The sequence below is a fragment of the Lactococcus protaetiae genome (genome assembly GCF_006965445.1).
Lineage (GTDB): Bacteria > Bacillota > Bacilli > Lactobacillales > Streptococcaceae > Lactococcus > Lactococcus protaetiae.
In genome coordinates this window covers 1,801,540-1,822,251 of sequence record NZ_CP041356.1, presented here as the reverse complement: position 1 = coordinate 1,822,251, position 20,712 = coordinate 1,801,540, and the positions used below count along the sequence as shown (strand labels likewise).

Genomic DNA, 20,712 nt, shown 5'->3' with positions numbered 1-20,712 from the left:
GTCCACACCACGGATATCCATGCTCGCTACGGTGCTGAAGCACCAAGTCGAGTTGCAAAGCACTAACGCCCTAGGGCAGTCGGACGAAATTTAAAGCTTAGTGCTGCTAATACTCCGACCTAAAAGGTCGGAGTATTAGCAGCACTTGTTTTGATAAACTTACAGAAAAGCTGTCAGCACCATTTTATCAGTAGGAAAGTCTGTCAGTGTACTGACAAGACCCCTTTTATGCTTAGTCACTTACTGATAGATACTAATTTGTCTTATAAATTTATTCTTCAAGTTGTTCAGAATTTTCAACACTGTCAGAACGATCTGGTACAGTTATATCCGTACTGACAGAAGTTTCGTCAATGACTTCTTCCTCACTTTCAGCTTCTACGAGTGCAAAGGTTACAATATGTGCCGCATCGTCCAATCTCATCACTTTCACACCTTGAGCGCTACGACCTGTTTGAGAAATATTTTGAACATTTGTACGAATGATAACGCCAGTATCAGTAATGACCATGATATCCTCATCACCATTTACCGCCGCAAGCCCTGCTAATTTACCAGTACGTTCTGTCACATTCATGACCTTAATCCCTTTACCGCCACGACCTTTTGTTGGATATTCGGAAGCACGGGTACGTTTTCCGAGACCATTTTCTGAGATAACTAGCACTTCTTCATCATTATTGATGACTGAAGTTCCTACAACGAAGTCACCATCGCGCAAATTAACCCCTTTTACACCAGTGGCACTACGTCCCATGTCACGAACAACTGCTCCTTTAAAACGAACAGAATAACCATTGTGAGTCCCAATAATCACCTCGTCTTCACCTGAAGTACGCAAAACATTAATCAGCTCATCGCCGTCACGTAAATTCAAAGCTTTCAGACCATTTGTACGAATATTGGCAAATTGTTCTGTTGAAGTACGTTTGACTAAACCATTACGTGTCGTAAAGAAGAGATATTTTGCAGCTTGCTCTCTATCTACATTAATCACTGTCGCAATACGTTCACCATCATCTAACTTCAATAGATTAACAATCGGCAATCCTTTGGCAGTACGTCCGTACTCTGGAATTTCATAACCTTTCATCCGATAGACACGGCCACGGTTAGTAAAGAAAAGTAAGTGGTCATGTGTAGAAGTTGACACTAAATGTTGGACAAAATCATCATCTGACATTCCCATACCTTGCACACCACGGCCGCCACGATTTTGCGCTCGGAATTCATCACTTGCAAGACGTTTGATATATCCTTTATTGGACAATGTAATTAAAACATCTTCTTCTTCAATTAAGTCTTCATCTTCAAGATTCAACACTTCACCAACAAGAAGCTCTGTACGACGTGCGCCTTCTTTGGTATCAGCAAATTTCCGTTTAACTTCTTCAAGTTCTTCACGAATAATTTTTTTAACACGCTCAGGTTTTGCCAAAATATCTGTTAAATCAGCAATCAAGCTAACCAAATCTTGATATTCTGCCTCAATCTTATCACGTTCCAAACCAGTCAAACGACGCAGGCGCATATCAAGAATGGCTTGCGATTGTTTTTCGGAAAGCGCGAACTCATCCATCATTGTTTTTTGAGCAATGCTATCTGTCTGTGATTCACGGATGATCGAAATAATGCGGTCAATATTGTCTAAAGCAATTCGCAAACCTTCCAAAATGTGGGCGCGAGCTTCCGCACGAGCCTTATCAAAGGCGGTACGACGTTCAACTACTTCAATCTGGTGTTCAATATAGTCTACCAAAATTTGTTTGAGCGAAAGAATCTTTGGAATTCCTTTCTCAATTGCCAACATATTGAAACCAAATGATGTCTGTAGTGAAGTCAGTTTAAACAAATTATTTAAAATAACATGAGCAGATAAATCTCGGCGTACCTCAATAACGACACGAATTCCTTCGCGGTTAGATTCATCTCGAACAGCTGTTAAACCTTCAATCCGTTTTTCATGGTTTAAACGAACAATATGTTCAACCAATTTTGCTTTATTAACCATGTAAGGAAGTTCAGTAACAACGATACGTTCTTTCCCTCCCGGCATTTCTTCAATGTGTGTTTTGGCACGTAGCGTGATTGATCCTTTTCCAGTTTCATAGGCTCTGCGAATTCCCGCTTTTCCCATAACCAAAGCACCGGTAGGAAAGTCTGGCCCAGGCATAACACGCATCAAATCTGCCGTTGTTGCATCAGGGTTTTCCATAATCATGTCAACTGCGGCAATCGTCTCACCCAAGTTGTGTGGTGGAATATTAGTCGCCATCCCAACTGCAATCCCAGTTGTTCCGTTTACGAGTAAATTGGGGAAACGCGCGGGAAGAACTTCTGGCTCACGCTCTGTACCATCGTAGTTATCTACGAAATCAACTGTATTTTTATTGATATCACGAAGCATTTCAAGCGCAATTTTGCTCATCCGTGCTTCTGTATAACGTTGCGCCGCCGCACCGTCACCGTCCATTGAGCCAAAGTTTCCATGCCCATCGACCAGCATGTGACGATAAGACCACCATTGCGCCATGCGCACCATCGCTTCATAAATTGAGCTATCACCATGTGGGTGATATTTACCCATAACATCCCCTGTGATACGTGCGGATTTTTTGTGCGGTTTATCTGGTGTGTTACCTAGCTCGTTCATACCGTACAAAATCCGACGATGGACTGGTTTCAATCCATCACGCACATCTGGAAGCGCACGCGCAACAATAACCGACATGGCATAGTCACGAAAAGAGGTCTTCATTTCCTCAGCTAGATTAACATTTACAACATTTTTATCTTGCATTGATTCTCACTTTCACAAGTTAAAATTCACGAACATGAACTTTCGTTCATTAGTAAACATACTTGTTTTAATTATACCAAAAAAGCCAATATTTTGCTGACTTTTAACGATATTACTCAAGGAAGTTCAAAGCTGAAATCATGTTGGTAGATATAAGCAAAAAATTCAAATTTTAGGAACAAATAAATTCCCAAGGGTTGCCGCCATAACGGCTTTAATAGTATGCATACGGTTTTCGGCTTGTTCAAAAACTACAGCATTTTTTGATTGAAAAACTTCGTCGGTCACTTCCAATTCATCAATGTTATATTTCCACTTTATTTCTTTCATTATCTCTGTATTCAAGTCATGAAAACTTGGAAGACAGTGCATAAAGATAAAGTTTTTGTTAAGAATCTTATCTGTAAGTGTTTTGTTAATTTGATACGGACGCAATAATTTTATTCTATTTTCTGTTTGTGCTTCTTCACCCATGCTGACCCAGACATCAGTGTAGATAATATCAGCATTTTCCACTCCATTGATGTCTGAACGAATCGTTATTTTACTTTGGGTCTTCATCGCATATTTACGAGCAAGTTGCTGAATCGCGTGAGTTGGTTGCAAAGATTCTGGCGCAACAATAGTAACATCTACTCCCAATATCGCGGCTGTCATAAGCAACGAATTAGCGACATTATTTCGTCCATCACCAACATAAGCTAGAGTGAGCTTATCTAGTGTTCCAAAATGTTCTTTAATTGTCATAAAATCAGCAAGCATTTGCGTGGGATGCCATTCATCAGTCAGACCATTCCAAACTGGAACGCCAGATGCTTTTGCAAGCGTTTCTACATCACTCTGTTTAAAACCTCGAAATTCAATGCCATCAAACATTGAACCAAGCACCTTTGCAGTATCAGTGATTGATTCTTTCTTTCCCAATTGAATATCGTTTGGTCCGAGGAACTCTGGATGTGCACCGAGGTCAACTGCAGCAGTCGTAAATGCAGCACGTGTTCGTGTTGATGTTTTTTCAAAAATAAGTGCAATGTTTTTATCTTGTAAATACTTATGCGGAATGTGTTGCTTTTTCAATTTTTTAAGATGAATAGCAAAATCAATCAAATAGAGTAATTCATTTTTATTGTAGTCAATCTCTTTTAAAAAATTTCTTCCTTGAAACATCTTTTCTCCTTTTTTATCATTCTGTCAGTATACTGACAGATTTATCAACCTTGCTGATAAGGTTCTCTATCTGCAGATTCACTGCTTACTTTGGACGCATGAACTGACGGATTATTCACTGCCCGTGGCAGCTGTGAAAGAGAAACAGTATCAGGATGTTATCAGTGTGCCTTGCCCTTTGTCAGTAAATAATTCTAATAACAGAGCATTAGGAACTCGACCATCCAACAAAACTGCTCGACCAAGTCCTTCTTCCATCGCATATTTGATAGCTTCAATTTTAGGAATCATGCCATCAGTGATTTTCCCATTACTGACAAGTTTTGAAAGTTCTGTCAGTGCTATCTTTTCGATAAAACTTTCTTCATCAGGATAGTCAGCGTAGAGTCCTCGCACATCACTCAGCACAATGAATTGTTCAGCTTTCAAACTGCCAGCAATTCGACTTGCAGCAGTGTCTGCGTTGATGTTATAGATTTGCCCATCTCTACCAATCCCTGCTGATGCAATGACAGGAATGGCATCAGTGCTGACAATTTGTTCAATCAAAGCTGGATTGATGTTTGTAATTTTACCAACATAGCCAAGTTCATCCGACAATTGTTGAGCTTCAATCATCTTTCCATCAATGCCAGAAATTCCGACAGCATTCCCACCAAGTTGTATTAAATCTTGCACAAGTGTTTTATTAACTGCACCAGCTAAAGCAGTCAGAGCTAGGTGAGCTGTTTGCTCATCGGTGTAGCGTAACCCTTTGATAAATTGACTTTCCACCTGATATTTATCAAGTAACTCTGCAATTGCAGGACCGCCACCGTGGACAAGCACTACTTTGATTCCCACTGTTTTAAGTAATAAAATATCCTTTAGAATACTTTCTTTAACTTTATCATTGGTCATTGCATTCCCACCATATTTGATGACAACTGTTTGATTTCGATATTTAAGCAGATAAGTTAAACTTTCTGTCAGTATTTTTGCAATTGTTTGTGAATCTGTCATAACACTTTCCCCAGTATTTCCGCTCCTTTTACCAATTCTGCTTTGTTCATAATAAGTGGAGGTAAAAGGCGAATGACATCCTCTCCTGCGGAAAGTGCAAGCAAGCCCTCATCTCGAAGCATTCCTAAAATTTCTGTAATTTTTTGTCCATCTGTCAGTTGGATACCAAGCATTAAACCTACTGAACGAATCGCTTTTACTTGTGATTTTACTGACAACTTTTCTGTCAGTACTGACAAGAAAAATTCCGACTTATCAGTAACTTCTGACAAAAAATCAGGTGTCATGGCAGTCAAGACTTCATTAGCGCTTGCCATCGCTAATGGATTTCCACCAAAAGTTGAACCATGTTTTCCTTTTGAAAAGTAATCAGCGTATTCATTTTTACAGAGCATTGCCCCTGTTGGAATACCGTTCGCCAAAGCTTTTGCAACTGTAAAAATATCAGGCTTCAAGTCAAAATGTTCAAAACTGAAAAGTTTTCCTGTACGCCCAATGCCTGTCTGAACCTCGTCAATAATCAATAATATCCCCACTTTTTGTGCCTCTTTCAACACTTGGACAAACTCAGGGATAATAGGTATCACACCCCTTCTCCCTGCACCATTTCTAGAATTATCGCCCCAATATTCTGATTAGAAAGTACCTGCTGAAAACCCTCTACATCGTTATAGTCGCTACATACAAAATCAGGCAACAAAGGCGAAAATCCAGATTGAATTTTTTCTTGCATCGTTGCACTCATCGCCCCAAAAGTCCGACCATGAAAACCATGATTAAACGCTAGAACTTTTTGTCCACTTTTTATCAAACGAGTCAGTTTTAAAGCCGCTTCATTTGCTTCGGTTCCACTATTACAAAAAAATGCTTTATATTCATGATTTTGACTTAATTTTTCAGCCACTTTCTCCTGCAATGGATTTTGATAAAGATTTGAAAGGTGAGAAAGTGCGTCAATCTGAGTTTTTACAGCAGATTTCCCTGCTTCAAAACTATAACCCATATTCATCACACCAATTCCACTTGTAAAATCCAAATAACGTTTCCCATTCTCATCAAATAAATAGACCTCTTCGCCTTTAATTAGACTGAAAGGAAAACGACCATAATTTTCTAATAAATCCGTCATAACAATACCTTCAAAATATTCTTTTTTATGAAATTAGCTCGTATATAATGCATTGATTTCGACATATTTGTAGGTCAAATCACAGCCCCAAGCCTGCCCATTGCCCGTACCACAATTCAAATCAACTACAATTGAAATCATATTTTCTTTTAATTTTTCAGAAAGGAACGCCGCTTCAAACTGAACAGGAGTAGAATGATAAAGTACAAGCTCATCCTGAATTTTAAGCTCAATATCATCCACTTCAAAGTCAGCAGCTTGACCAATGCTTGATACAATCCTCCCCCAATTAGGATCTGCACCAAAAATAGCTGTTTTGACTAGACTTGAACCAACGATTTTTTTAGCAATTAATCTTGCAGAAAGATTATCAAATGCTCCTTTCACCGTTACCTCAATAAGTTTGGTGGCTCCTTCACCATCAGCAGCAATTTTTTGAGCAAGAACTTGGCAAACTTTTTCCAACATTTGTTTGAATACAAGATAATCTTTGGTGCCCTCTATGATTTCTTCATTGGCGGCCATACCATTTGCCAAGATAAGAACGGTATCATTCGTTGAAGTATCTCCATCTACTGTAATTTGATTAAAAGTTGTTTCTGTCAGTACTGACAAAGTTTTTTGAAGCAATGACTGTGCAATTTTTGCATCAGTTGTGATAAAAGCAAGCATGGTCGCCATATTAGGATGAATCATACCAGAACCTTTACACACTCCACTCATTTTTACAATTTTTCCACCGATTTCTTCTTCCAAGTTTATCGTTTTTGTTTTTGTATCTGTAGTCAATATTGCCTGAGCAAAGCCCGCTGGATTGCCCACTTTAGATAATTTTGATATTCCAGTAGCCATTTTCTCCATAGGTAACTGGACACCGATAACCCCAGTTGAGCAAACTGCAACTTGCTCTTGTACCAAATTAAATTTATCGGCAATCATTTTTTGAGTTTTTAATGCATTTTGCCAACCCTCATCTCCTGTTACAGCATTAGCCACTGCTGAGTTACAAACAATTGCTTGTGCTTTCCCATTTTTTATAATTTCTCGATTCAATTTCACAGGTGCCGCACATACTTTATTCGTTGTAAAGACTCCTGCGATAGCAGTGGGAACCTCGCTCAAAATAATTCCTAAATCTAAATTCTTGTATTTTAACTGTGCATGTACTGCATCCGCTGAAAATCCTTTTGGACTCGCAATCGTTCCTTCTACTTCTTTCATCATATCCTCATTTTCTAGATTTGTGGCATAAACTTAAGCCCTAAACAATCATCATAACCAAATAACTGATTGAAATTTTGTACTGCCTGCCCTGCAGCACCTTTCATCAAATTATCAATCACAGAAACAACCGTCAAAACATTTGTCACTGAATTATAAGCCAAACCAATATCACAAAAATTTGTACCTATTACATCTGACAATTGCGGCATTTGTCGTCGAATTCTGACAAAAGTTTTATTAGCAAAGCATTTTTTATAAGCTTCACAAACCTGTTCAAATCTCACTCCCGTTGATAATTTTGCATAACTGCTTACAAAAATACCTCGTGTCACAGGGATTAAGCTCGTCGTAAATTGCAGAGCATGAAAATCAGAATTCCAAACCTTTAATTGTTGAGCAATCTCTGGAATATGCTGATGCATATTTACTTTATACATACTCATATTGTCTGAAACGTTTACAAAATGACTTGCTTCGCTCAAACTTTTTCCAGCACCTGAAAGTCCTGATTTAGCATCCACAATAATACTGTCCAACTCAATCAAATTTTGCTGTACCAAAGGTGCTAGAGCTAATAACGTAGCTGTCGCATAGCAGCCAGGGTTCGCAATATAAGGCTTCGTAGCTTTCCCTAAATCAGCTAAATTATACTGCACCTTGAATAAATATTCTATATTTACACTTGCATTTTTATACCACTTTTTGTATGTTTCAGGATTTTTTATTCTAAAATCACCAGATAAATCAATAACAGGAAAATTTTGTTCAATAAAAGATAAAGCCAGTTCTTTACTTACTCCAGAAGAAGTTGCAAAAAATATTGCATCGCATTGTTCAGTCACTTCTTGTCTATCAAAGTTTTCAATAACCAGATCTGTCAACCCATCAAACTGAGGAAAAACATCTGCTAATTTTTCACCACAGTGTGAAGTCGCATACACCTTTGCAACCTCTACTTCTGGATGATAATAAAGCAATCTAAAACACTCTAATCCACTATATCCAGTAATACCGACTATTGCTATTTTTTTCATATATTTACTCACTTCTTTTTGTATATTTATACATGATACTACTCTTGATTTTAATTGTCAAGAATTAAATGTAAAAAAATACAGAAATAAATATATTTCTGTATTTTTATGCTTTATTTATAAAACTTTCTATCTTTTAGATTAGATTAAAGTGTGTTAAGTGCGGCAGCAATTGGCGTTGCTCCATTATGCATTGTAATAACTTTACCGATTGAATGTTTGGTATTCACGAGTTCTTTCAGAGTTTGCGCCACATCTTCAATAGTATTAGGAGCGGAAATCTCATCATTGATATCAATCAATCCGCTTTCTTTCTCTTCAGTCAAATAACCTGGCTGCAAAATTGTATAATCTAAACTTGTATTATTAATCAAATACAAATCTGCAAAATGCTTTGCGATATAATAATCTTTCAGCGCGATAAATCCTGGTGTTGTCCATTTTTCAGGCTGCAAAGCAAAAATAGTGCTTAACAAAATAAAACGTTTAATCCCAGCGCTCTCTGTAGCTTGCATCAATTTCACCGCTCCAAACAAATCTACTTGAAGTAAACTTCCCCCAGATGAACCCGCCACATCAATGATAATATCCATTTCCTTTATGACTTCAATCATTTGATCAGGTGTCCAATCCAAGTCGAAGCTTACAGGAGTCACATTTCGAATAGTAGGCACTTTATCTTTTTGACGAGCACCAGCAAATATCTGATGTCCCGTTTGTGACATTTTATCAAGTAAAGTCAACCCCACACGACCAGTGGAGCCAGCAATAAATATTTTCATATCATTCTCTTTTCTATATTTTATCAAAGCAAGTGCGTGCTATCTCCACCTTTTGGGCTACGTTGTCGATGCTCGTTACGGTGCTACGTGCTTCGCACGCCGTTCTACGAACGGTCTACGCAACTTTGTTGCTCCGCTGTCCGTTTGATTGCCATTTGGCGTTGGCACTTTAGTGCCTTACAGCCAATGGTCATGCGAAGCTAGCTGCTAAAGCAGCAAGAGCAAATGGCAAAGCACCTAGTCGGAATAGCAAGCTTCGAATTTAGTCTTAACTTCATTTGAAGTTTTACTTAGATTTAATATATCAACACAAAACCGCACAATATTTTTCAGGTATCTATAGTTCGTCTAATCTTTACATTTTAGCAAAAAAACCGCATGATGCGGTTTTTAAAAATTCTATAATCTATTCTTCATCCATTGAAAGTACTGATAGGAAGGCTTCTTGTGGTACTTCTACCGAACCAATTGACTTCATTCGTTTTTTACCTGCTTTTTGCTTCTCAAGTAGTTTACGCTTACGCGAAATATCACCACCGTAACATTTAGCAAGGACGTTTTTACGAAGTGCTTTAATGTCACTCCGTGCCACAATTTTTTGACCAATAGCAGCCTGAATAGGCACTTCAAACTGTTGGCGCGGAATGAGTTTTTTCAACTTTTCAACGATGATTTTACCGCGCTCATAGGCAAACTCTTTGTGAACAATAAAGCTTAGTGCATCAACTTTATCACCATTCAGCAGAATATCCATTTTCTGCAGATTAGACACACGATAGTCACTGATTTCATAGTCAAAGCTTGCATAGCCTTTGGTTGATGATTTTAATTTATCAAAGAAATCAAATACAATCTCACTTAATGGAATATGATAACTGATATTAACTCGATTGGCATCAAGGTAATCCATTGTCTCAAAAACACCACGTTTGCGTTGAGCAAGCTCCATGACACTTCCTACAAATTCATTGGGTACCATGATTTGCGCTTTAACATACGGTTCTTCGATGTTTTCAATTCGTGTTGGGTCTGGAAATTCAGAAGGATTGGCAACTTCAAGTAATTCACCATCAGTTGTATTGATATGGTACACGACAGATGGCGCTGTCATAATCAAATCAATACCAAACTCACGCTCTAAACGTTCTTGGACGACATCCATATGCAGAAGTCCAAGAAAACCACAGCGAAAGCCAAATCCAAGCGCTTGCGAGGTTTCTGGCTCAAACTGAAGACTGGCATCATTAAGTTGAAGTTTTTCTAAAGCTTCACGCAAATCATTGAATTTATTAGACTCAATCGGATAAATCCCTGCAAATACCATTGGATTCATTTGCTTATAGCCACCAAGTGCTTCTTTTGCTGGATTGTTTGCGAGTGTTACTGTATCACCAACTCGAGTATCGGCAACCGTTTTGATACTTGCTGCAATATAGCCAACATCTCCCGCCATCAGAAAGTCTCTACTCACTGCTTTTGGTGTGAAAATCCCAACTTCTGTCACATCAAATTCTTTTCCATTGCTCATCAGTTGAATACGATCACCAACTTTAACCGATCCATCAACCACACGAACTTGTAAAATAACACCACGATAAGCATCATAAACGGAGTCAAAAATCAGCGCTTTTAGAGGCGCATCTACTTCACCACTGGGTGCTGGTACTTTCTCAACAATCTGCTCAAGAATTTCTTCAATACCAATCCCTGATTTTGCAGAAGCAAGTACAGCTTCTGAGGCATCAAGCCCAATAACGTCTTCAATCTCTTGACGCACTCTTTCTGGGTCAGCAGCAGGAAGGTCAATTTTATTGATGACAGGAAGAATTTCAAGATTATTATCCAGAGCCAGATAAACGTTGGCAAGTGTCTGTGCTTCAATTCCTTGTGCCGCATCCACAACGAGAATCGCTCCTTCACAGGCTGCAAGGCTTCTAGAAACTTCATAAGTAAAGTCAACGTGGCCCGGCGTGTCAATCAAATGGAAAATGTACGTTTCGCCATCTTTTGCAGTGTAATTGAGTTCAATAGCATTGAGTTTAATCGTAATTCCACGCTCACGCTCCAAATCCATTGAATCTAGCATTTGAGCTTGAAGTTCCCTTTTTGAAACTGTTTCAGTTTGTTCAAGAATACGGTCGGCAAGTGTTGATTTTCCGTGGTCAATATGCGCAATAATACTAAAATTACGAATTTTTTCCTTACGCGCGTTCATTTCTGAGATGTTCATATTTATTCCTATACTAATCAAAGAATTATTTTTTATACTTTGCTGAACTTACAAAAGTTCTGTAGAGTGTTTGAAAGTTAAACACTCTAAGTTTAATTAAGCTAATTATACCATAAAAGCAACTGAAAAACCGCTTCTCTTTGTGAGACGCGGCTTCTTCAAACCATCTTTTACTTCTGTCAGCGTACTGACAGTTATACATGATTAAAATAAGTGATGAATTAAGTGAAAAATGCTGTCAGTATGCTGACAAAAACAATTACGATAAGTTAGAACTGATGTTTTTCAAAATTTTCATTATCTACGGGAAACACTTGTTGGATGCTATCGATTTTGCCAAACTCCACTGTCACTTTATCAATGACAAAATCCTGAACGTGGGCGCTAAAAGTCTTGTCACTACTTATAAAATGCAAATGGAAACCATCACCAAAGAGGTCTGCCAAATGTTTCGGAGACCAAATTCCAACGATTGTCCCGCAAGCATTTTCTCTTGTAAAATGAGGCTGTTTAGCAAGAATATCCAGATAAGGTTCAGTATTCCCTGCTGGCTTGCTACTAATCGTCATCGTTTTAAAAAAACCTGCAATAACAATGCTGTAAGCCGCACTTTTTGTTGGTAATTTTTCTGTCAGTGCTGACAGAAATTCAGAAGCGCTACTGCAAGAAGCGTCAGTGAAACTCGTCAACGGTTGATGGTCAACAACAGCAACATAAGGAAGCGTTTCATCTTTTTCTACAATGCGGACTTTATTTTCAGAAGATCCATGATAAGCCACACCGTCCAAAATAGTGACTTCACCATTTGCTGTGTCAAGTGTACCAATTCCGGCACTTCCATGTTTCAATGCTTCTTCAAGCGTGATGGTCCCCTCATAAAAACCGCCGTAAAGTGTATTATATGTATTATGTTGAAATATTTTACTGTTTGTCATGAGCATATTATATCAAAAAAATGGAATGAGCGATTATTATTAAGTCTTAAAAATTTTCTTTATTTTTAACCTCAAGCGAATTTTTTATAGTAGATTTTTTTGACAAGCTGTAATAATAAAATATAACAGACAATAATCCCAAGCCACCATATCCAAAAATACTCTGGCAAATGGCTCATAGAAATAATTTTCCCAATAGGACTAAAGACAATCAGCGCGCCTGCTGCAAAAGCACCTAGCGTTGATAAGATAACTGGAAGAGATGCGCAACTTTGAATAAATGGTATTTTCTGTGTCCGCAAAACATGGAAAGCTAAGGCTTGTGTTCCCAAACTCACTGCAAACCAACCCGCTTGGAAGAATGGAGCATAAGAAAGTGTGCTAAAATTAAAGACAAACCAAAGTACGATAAATGTCGTAATATCAAAGATTGACGAAACAGGTCCAACAATCAAAGCGAACTTAGCAAGCCCCGCGTTCCCCATTTGACAGGCTGTGCAATCTCTTCAGTATCTACATTGTCCCACGGAATAACAAGTTGTGAAATATCATAAATTAGATTTAAAGTCAAAAGTTGAATAGACAGCATCGGCAAAAAAGGAAGAAAAGCCGAAGCAATAAGCACAGAAAAAACATTACCAAAATTAGATGAAAGAGTAATCCGAATGTATTTCATCATGTTTGAGAAAATTTTTCTCCCTTCAACAACCCCTGTTTCCAAAACTTGAAGTGATTTTTCAAGAAGAATAATTGTACTTGCATCCTTTGTGATATCTGCTGCTGTATCAACAGAAATTCCCACATCTGCAGCACGCAAACTTGGTGCATCATTAATCCCATCACCCATAAAGCCAACGGTATGCACTTTACGCAAAAGTTCAATAATCCGCGCTTTTTGCATAGGATTAAGCTTAGCAAAAAGATGAGTATCTTGCGCCTGATTGAACAATTCTTCATCACTCAAAAGATCAATATCCGCTCCTAACAAATAGTGGTTAGCATTAATTCCAACATCTTCACAAACTTTCTGAGCAACAATGGCATTATCTCCTGTTAACACCTTAACGGTTACACCATAGTCATGAAGGCTTTCAATTGCTTTGGCCGCTGATTTTTTCGCAGGGTCAAGAAATCCCACAAAACCTATCAGAGTCATATCACGTTCGCTTGTTTTATCAAAATCTTCAAGTTCTTCATCAGATAAAATACGTTCGGCAACGGTTAAGACGCGCATACCATTCATATTCATTTCGATGTTAACTTTCCTCATTTCAGCAAGTTTTTCTTCTGTAATCGGCACACGAACACCATTTTCCAGCACGTGTGTGCAAATAGCTTGCATTTCCTCAACAGCACCTTTTGTTACTTGAAGATTGACACCATCCACTTCAACCACCACTGAAAGCAAACGTCTTGAGAAATCAAAAGGAATCTCATCAACTTTTACAATTTTTTCGTAAGGCAATTGATGTTTTTTCTTTTTAAAATATTGAATGACTGCAATATCCATCAAATTTTGCCATCCAGTTTGGTACTCTGAATTGATGAATGCTGCGTCCAAGACCTCATCCGCTTTAAAACCTTGTGCATTGACGTGTTCCACCATAACAACACGGTCTTCAGTGATTGTCCCTGTTTTATCCGTACAAAGAATATCCATTGCACCAAGATTTTGTATGGCTGCAAGTTCTTTAACAATCACTTTTTCTTTAGAAAGTGCGACCGCTCCTTTGGCAAGATTTGTATTTACAATCATTGGCAACATTTCTGGTGTTAAACCGACTGCCACTGCTACTGCAAAAAAGAAAGCATCCAGAGGTTGGCCTTTCGTCCACCAGTTTATCGCAAAAACGATAGGAAACATGATTGCAACCAATATCAACAATAACTTACTTACACGTGTTAGACCCATTTGAAAAGCCGATGTCGTTTTATTCGTTGTTGCTTTTTGAGCAATACCGCCAAACATGGTAGTTCTACCCGTCTTGACAATCAAAATCTCTCCTGTACCCGATAGGACATCCGTCCCCATAAAGAGAATATTGGGCGCATCTAAAGAGGAAATATTTTTCCATTCCACTTGCTCATCTTCGTCAAGTTCTTCTGGAAGTTTTTTCTCAACAGGAAACGACTCACCGGTCAATGACGCCTGATTGATAAACAAGTCTTTACTTGATAATAGAATTGAATCAGCAGGAATCATATCTCCTGTGCGCAATTTAATAATATCTCCTGGAACTACTTCATCCATCGGGATTTCTCGGTGTTCACCATCTCGCTTAACATTCGTCGTATTTTCAATCATTTCTCGTAGCGCAATCGAAGCTTTTTGAGATTTGAACTCCTGTGTAAAGCTAACCACCGCAGAGAGTGTAATCATCAGGCACATATAAAAACCAGCTTGCGCATCACCTGTAACAAAAGATACAAGAGCTAAAAAAGCCAGAACAAAAATAAATGGGTTACGAATCGCATGCCAAATAATAATATACCACGGAGTCTCCTGTGCTGTCGCCACAATATTGTAACCATATTCGTCCAAACGTTCCTGAGCTATATCCGTATCTAAACCTGTAAAACTTGTTCCGAGTTGAGCAAATAGTTTTTCACGCTCAAACTGTGCGAGCTGCTTTAGTTCATCGTTTTTTGTTGTGTTTTTCATTTTTTGCATGATATATAATCCACCTAAATTTTTATCAAAACCTCTTTCTCACTTAGATCAGAGATAAGGCGACACTCGTTCCCAATTTCTGTCCAACTCCTCACTTTAGCAGTTATAGTTTGAATTCGCATACCCTTTTACATTTTACTGTTTCAAATGAACTGATTGTTTCATTGATTATTCTAGGGGTATAGCTAGGTTAATGAATGTGTCTTGACTGTATTTTATGCTGTAAAATTCCTATTTTTATTGTACTATACTTTACTGTATTCTCCTAATTTCACTAGATTGACTTTCCTTTGGTTGTATGGAAAATGATTTTTGCCAAAAAATAAGATTATATGGTAGAATATTGCATATGACTATAAAAACTTCATTTGCGAGTTTTGTTGGGAAATCATCAGCTTTTGTCTTGGAGAAATTTTTTAGACGTGGCTCAACTTTACCCGGCAAACTTGCGTTAAAAATTGATCCAAATATTCTGTCAGTAATGACAAAAAATTATGAAATTATTGTCATTACTGGAACCAACGGTAAGACACTGACAACAGCTCTGACGGTAGGGATTTTGGAGAAGGCTTTTGGCCCTGTCGTGACTAATCCTTCTGGTGCCAATATGATTACTGGAATCGTCTCGACTTTTTTGAAAGCACCAAAAACAAGGAATCCTCAGAAAAAATTTGCAGTATTAGAGATTGACGAAGCAAGTCTGCCAAAAATTACAGAGTATATCAAACCCTCACTTTTTGTATTTACCAATATTTTTCGTGACCAAATGGATCGTTATGGTGAAATTTATACGACTTATGATTTCATTGTAAAAGGAGCTGAGAACTTACCTACTGCGACAGTTCTGCTCAATGGCGATAGTCCATTATTTAATTCTAAAAAATTGGTGAACAAAGTCAAATATTACGGTTTCGACCATGAGGAACACACTCCAACTCACGCTCACTACAATACCGAGGGAATTGTTTGTCCTAGATGTCATCACATTCTTGCTTACAAAATGAATACTTATGCTAATCTTGGAAATTATATCTGTGTAAATTGCGGATTCGCTCGCCCATCACTTGACTATAAGCTGTCAGAACTGACAGAAATCACAAATACTTCATCACGTTTTGTCATTGACGGAAATTCTTATAAAATCAATGTCGGCGGGCTTTACAATATTTACAATGCACTAGCTGCAGTTTCTGTTGCCGAATATTTTGATGTTCCTGCAGAAAAAATCGCTGCTGGTTTCAATGAGTCAAAAGCTGTCTTTGGTCGTCAGGAAACACTTGAAATTGATGGCAAAAAAGTCACAATCGTATTGATTAAAAACCCCGTTGGTGCCAATCAAGCCTTAGAAATGATGAAATTGGCAAACTATCCCTTTACCTTAATCAGCCTTTTGAATGCAAATTATGCTGACGGAATTGACACGAGTTGGATTTGGGATGCTAATTTTGAATTACTCCGAGAAATGGAAATTGACCAGATTGTTACAGGTGGTGCTAGAGCAAGCGAAATGGCACGTCGGATGCGCGTCACTGGTTTTGATGCCGACAAGATTTCTGAACGTGACAATCTAGCCAGCGTTTTGAGAGACATAAAATCAGCCAAAACCAGCCATGTCTATATCCTTGCAACTTACACAGCAATGCTTGCTATGCGTGAACTTCTTTCAAAAGAACATCTGATTGACGGAGAAATGAAGTAATGAAAAAAATTGACGAGTACGAATATCCCAATAAAAAGCATTTCATAAAATCTGCACTTGGCTATAATCGTGGTGAAGTCGATTTATTCTTACGCCAGCTGGCTGAAAATCCCTTACCTCCTGAACAAATCAAGAACAAGAGTTTTTCAAGCAGCGCTATGGGTTATGATAAACAAGATGTTAAGTTCTATCTTCAAGAACTCGCTGCTTACCGCTACAACATTGAACACGCAGATGAGCAAGAGCGCAAACGTCTTGAATCTCTAGCAAAAGTTGACCTTGCTCATCCTGATTTCAAAGTGGTATTTCGAGGCTATAATCCTTGCGAAATTGATGAGTTTATCCAGAAAACACATACGCCAAAAGAAATTTATGAAGCTCATTTTACCAAGCAGTTCCGGGGCTATAACACTTATCAAGTTGACTTTTATCTTGACGCATGGATTCAAAAACTGAAAGGAAATTTATGACTTATATTTCACTAAAATCCAATCTTGAACATCCAAAATTTGAATTGACCATCGCCCATCTTTATGGTGATTTAATGAATACTTATGGCGATAATGGCAATATTCTCATGCTCAAGTATGTTGGCGAAAAGCTTGGTTGCGAGATGACCTTTGAGATTGTGTCCCTTGGCGACAGTTTCGATAAAGAGCGCTACGACCTCGTTTTTTGGGGTGGTGGACAAGATTACGAGCAAGAAATTATCGCTGATGGAAGTCTGTCAGCACTGACAGAACCTCTAAAATCCTATATTGAAGCTGACAAACCTCTGCTTGCCATCTGCGGTGGCTATCAAATGCTCGGACAATATTATGTCAACGCTTCAGGTCATAAAATCGCAGGAACTGGGATTCTTGGACATTACACAGAAAACCTGCGCACTGACCGTTTTATCGGTGATATTGAAACACACAATGACGAATTTGGCGAAACCTATTATGGCTTTGAAAATCATTCTGGCATCACTTATTTATCGGAAGATGAAAAACCGTTGGGGCGTGTTGTCTATGGCGGTGGCAACAATCCAGATGATAATACCGAAGGATTGATTTATAAAAACACCTTCGGTACTTACTTTCATGGACCTATCTTATCAAGAAATAGCCGACTTGCTTACAGACTTGTCACTACTGCTTTGCGTCAAAAATATGGTCAATCCATTTCACTTCCAAGCTTTGAAGAAATTTTGTCAGATGAAGAAAAAGGACAAAACATCACTGATATTAAACGCAAATCCGAAAAATAGATTGATTCTGATGATAAAAAATCTGTCAGCATACTGACAGAAAGTAAAAATTACTGACACAGTGCTGTCAGTAATTTTTTTATCTTATTTTCAATCAATTGATTTCAAAGCACCCAACATATCTACACGTTTTAATTTAAAATGAACAAATAGACTCAGAGCAAGCGTTGTTGCCATCGTAATCGTTGCAGACAAGAGTAAATTTGTCCACAATAATGCTGGATTGAACATGACTAAATCAGGAGCGACCTGCTCAATAATAAATCGATGGAAGAAAGCACCCAATCCAAAACCACAAAATATACCAATGAAACTCAATAAAATCGTTTCACGATAAATATACATTGTCACTTCTCGGTCATAAAATCCAAGGACTTTAATCGTTGAAAGCTCACGAATTCGCTCAGAAACATTGATGTTTGTCAGATTATAAATCACTACCACCGCAAGTAAAATCGCACATATAATCAAGACGAACATGACACTATTCATTCCTTGCATAAACGCATCAATTGTATTGCGCATATCAATATTCTGTGAAATAGCTGCCACAGCAGGTAAACTCATCAACTTAGCTGACTGCTCCCGAACGTTACTCTCTTTAGAATCTGTAAGTTTAATCAATTGAGCATTTGCTGCAAAGCTCTTACCAAAAACGTGCTGGTATTCTATTGGACTCATGAACAGATAATGTCCCATATACATCTCAGTAATGCCAGAAATGCGAATTTTAAACTGTTTATGGTCAGCATTTTCAACTGTGAAATAATCACCTACTTTAGCATTCAGCAAATCAGAAAGCTTTTCGGAAATAATCGCGCCTGAATCTGTTAAGGGTAACTTTTTTTGTGAAATGCGATTTCTTAAAGTAACATATTGTGAAAAATGATTCGTTTGATTTGGCACAATCATACTAATTTGTTGTGTTTCGTTATCATCCGTCTTTTTAGTCAATTGTTCAAAATGCACCGACAAATGTGAAGCAATCGTGTCCGAATTCAATTTTTTATCTAATTCATCACGCTCGCTGTTTGACATCTTCTCCTGCTCTACTGCAATCATGTCATAGTGCAAAATGTCACCAAATTGCCGACTCGCAAGACCCGAAATCGAATCACGAATCCCAAATCCCATCACAAGCAGTGCCGTACAACCTGCCACTCCGAAAATTGTCATCAGCATCCGTTTTTTATAGCGAAATAGATTACGAGCAGTTACTTTATAAGTGAAACTCATCCGCCGCCATATAAAACCAATTTTTTCCAATAAAATCCGTGAGCCTGCCTTCGGAGCTTTCGCCAAAAATAGTTGAGCAGGTGCCGCACGTAACTCCTGATAAACCACCCAATATGCAGGTAGCACACTACAAGCAATCGCAATCAAAAATGCTACGATTGTCCAAAAAACAGAAAAAGTCAACCGCAAATTAGAGAATGTTGACGAGGCAGTGTAAGCATTAAATACCGCAATCGGTAAAAAAGTATGCCCCAAAATTGTTCCAACCACTGCCCCACTTCCACTGGATACTAAGCCATAAATGATAAATTTCTGATGAATTTGTCGATTAGAATAGCCTAAAGCCTTGAGTAAACCAAGATTACTTCGTTCCTCCTCAACAAAACGAGTCATTGTCGTCAAACTCACCAAGAGTGCAATCGCAAAAAGCACAACTGGAAAAACATTAGATAATGTATCGATTCGTGTAGAATCATCAAGAAAGCTCTGATAACCTGGATTCCCATCTTTACGATTATTAACAGTATAGACCGGTGCAACTAAACGATTGAGCGCCTCTTGTTTTGTCTGCAAGTCAGATTGAGCAGTCGTGATTTTTGCTTGTGCTTGTTTTATTTGCTGCTGTCCATCATCAATTTCAGCTTGCATCTCAGGACTCACAGGTAATCCTGTGGCCTCGGCAGCTGTGAGTTGCTGCTGTTGTGTCTCTAACTGTGATTTTTGCTGGGCAATCTGTTGCTCTTTTTGCTTTAACTCAATTTTTGCTGAATCAATCTGTTGCTGTGGTTTAGTTTTTAATGCTTTCAAACGATTTTCAGGCTGATTTTTGAGTTGATTTTCAACTTTTGTTTGATAATGACTTGCCAAATCATTATAGCGCACGTCATAGATTGATAAGCCTTGCATTCGAGTAAACGTCATCCTCGCAATCATATAGACGGGAGAATCAAAAGTATTTTTAGGAACCACCCCATAACCATTGAGTTGTCCGGTACCAATTGTTGTCCGGCCAAAATCATTTTTATCTACATACTCACTTGATTTAACAAATCCAACAATTTTAAATGAATGTTGGCGCAAAATATAATTTCCATCTGATTTTTCTTCCGTAAAATCAATGGTGTCACCCAAGCGAAACTGTCCTTCATAAAGATAATCTAGTGCAATCTCACCCATCTGTGTTGGCATCCTCCCTGCCTGCAGTGCATAGGTTGACAAATCTTGAGGAGGAGAAAATAAGCGCAAACTTGTATGTGTACCTTTGAGTAACACATCACGAAAATAACCAAACTCTACCTGCTTCACACCTGAAGTTGCTTTGATCAACTTTTGATCGCTATCATCTAATCCTAAAGTTGAAGTCACTGTCAAATCTGCCAACCTATGTTGTGTATAAAAGTGTTCTGCTGTTGCACGCATATTCGGTCCTGAAACTTTCAATCCCACAAATGCAAAAACACCCAGCACCATCAAAGAAAAAATAGAAAGAAAACGTCCCAAAGAACCAGTAATAGAACGTCTGACATCCTTATTTATTGTCTTTTTCGCCAT

The 20,712-nt window shown here is 38.2% G+C and carries 12 protein-coding genes and 2 pseudogenes; 3 read left to right on the top strand and 11 right to left on the bottom strand.

Going from position 1 to position 20,712, the window contains the following annotated elements:
* Positions 1-271 precede the first annotated feature (271 nt).
* From gyrA to mgtA, 10 genes and pseudogenes are all read right to left on the bottom strand, one after another.
* Positions 272-2,800 carry a DNA gyrase subunit A gene (gyrA, locus tag FLP15_RS08750; protein ID WP_142766800.1) on the bottom strand — a complete coding sequence of 843 codons (2,529 nt, stop codon included), beginning with the start codon at positions 2,798-2,800 and terminating at the stop codon, positions 272-274.
* Positions 2,801-2,965: 165 nt separating this feature from the next.
* Positions 2,966-3,967: an ornithine carbamoyltransferase gene (argF, locus tag FLP15_RS08745; protein WP_142766799.1), complete on the bottom strand. Its 1,002-nt coding sequence runs from the start codon at positions 3,965-3,967 to the stop codon at positions 2,966-2,968.
* A 150-nt stretch (positions 3,968-4,117) separates the two neighbouring features.
* Positions 4,118-4,969, bottom strand: a complete 852-nt coding sequence (argB, locus tag FLP15_RS08740; RefSeq protein WP_142766798.1) for an acetylglutamate kinase — start codon at positions 4,967-4,969, stop codon at positions 4,118-4,120.
* Positions 4,966-6,098, bottom strand: a pseudogene (locus tag FLP15_RS08735) (acetylornithine transaminase). The gene argB and the pseudogene FLP15_RS08735 overlap by 4 nt, the downstream one beginning before the upstream one ends.
* A 33-nt stretch (positions 6,099-6,131) precedes the next feature.
* The gene (gene argJ / locus FLP15_RS08730; RefSeq protein ID WP_142767481.1) at positions 6,132-7,319 is read right to left on the bottom strand and encodes a bifunctional glutamate N-acetyltransferase/amino-acid acetyltransferase ArgJ; all 1,188 of its coding nucleotides are present in this window, start codon (positions 7,317-7,319) and stop codon (positions 6,132-6,134) included.
* 14 nt (positions 7,320-7,333) lie between these two features.
* The gene (argC, locus tag FLP15_RS08725) at positions 7,334-8,356 is read right to left on the bottom strand and encodes an N-acetyl-gamma-glutamyl-phosphate reductase (RefSeq protein WP_142766797.1); all 1,023 of its coding nucleotides are present in this window, start codon (positions 8,354-8,356) and stop codon (positions 7,334-7,336) included.
* A gap of 146 nt (positions 8,357-8,502) precedes the next feature.
* Positions 8,503-9,138 (bottom strand): SDR family oxidoreductase, encoded by a 636-nt coding sequence (locus tag FLP15_RS08720; RefSeq protein ID WP_142766796.1) that lies wholly within the window; start codon positions 9,136-9,138, stop codon positions 8,503-8,505.
* Between the two features lie 406 nt (positions 9,139-9,544).
* A complete protein-coding gene (lepA, locus tag FLP15_RS08715) occupies positions 9,545-11,368 on the bottom strand; it encodes a translation elongation factor 4 (RefSeq protein WP_142766795.1) in 1,824 nt (607 codons plus the stop codon).
* A gap of 269 nt (positions 11,369-11,637) precedes the next feature.
* Positions 11,638-12,303, bottom strand: coding sequence for an acetolactate decarboxylase (locus tag FLP15_RS08710; protein ID WP_142766794.1), 666 nt, complete (start codon positions 12,301-12,303; stop codon positions 11,638-11,640).
* A 71-nt stretch (positions 12,304-12,374) separates the two neighbouring features.
* A pseudogene (gene mgtA / locus FLP15_RS08705) lies at positions 12,375-14,974 on the bottom strand (magnesium-translocating P-type ATPase).
* A gap of 349 nt (positions 14,975-15,323) precedes the next feature.
* Between mgtA and murT the strand changes: the two are divergent.
* Genes murT through gatD form a run of 3 tightly spaced genes read left to right on the top strand, consistent with a single transcriptional unit; the run spans position 15,324 to position 17,925 of the window.
* Positions 15,324-16,673: a lipid II isoglutaminyl synthase subunit MurT gene (murT, locus tag FLP15_RS08700; RefSeq protein ID WP_142766793.1), complete on the top strand. Its 1,350-nt coding sequence runs from the start codon at positions 15,324-15,326 to the stop codon at positions 16,671-16,673.
* Positions 16,673-17,143 carry a DivIVA domain-containing protein gene (locus FLP15_RS08695; protein WP_142767480.1) on the top strand — a complete coding sequence of 157 codons (471 nt, stop codon included), beginning with the start codon at positions 16,673-16,675 and terminating at the stop codon, positions 17,141-17,143. The genes murT and FLP15_RS08695 overlap by 1 nt, the downstream gene beginning before the upstream one ends.
* Positions 17,140-17,925, top strand: a complete 786-nt coding sequence (gene gatD, locus FLP15_RS08690) for a lipid II isoglutaminyl synthase subunit GatD (RefSeq protein ID WP_142766792.1) — start codon at positions 17,140-17,142, stop codon at positions 17,923-17,925. The genes FLP15_RS08695 and gatD overlap by 4 nt, the downstream gene beginning before the upstream one ends.
* Before the next feature lie 90 nt (positions 17,926-18,015).
* Here gatD and FLP15_RS08685 read toward each other — a convergent pair whose 3' ends face one another.
* Positions 18,016-20,712, bottom strand: coding sequence for an ABC transporter permease (locus FLP15_RS08685; RefSeq protein WP_142766791.1), 2,697 nt, complete (start codon positions 20,710-20,712; stop codon positions 18,016-18,018).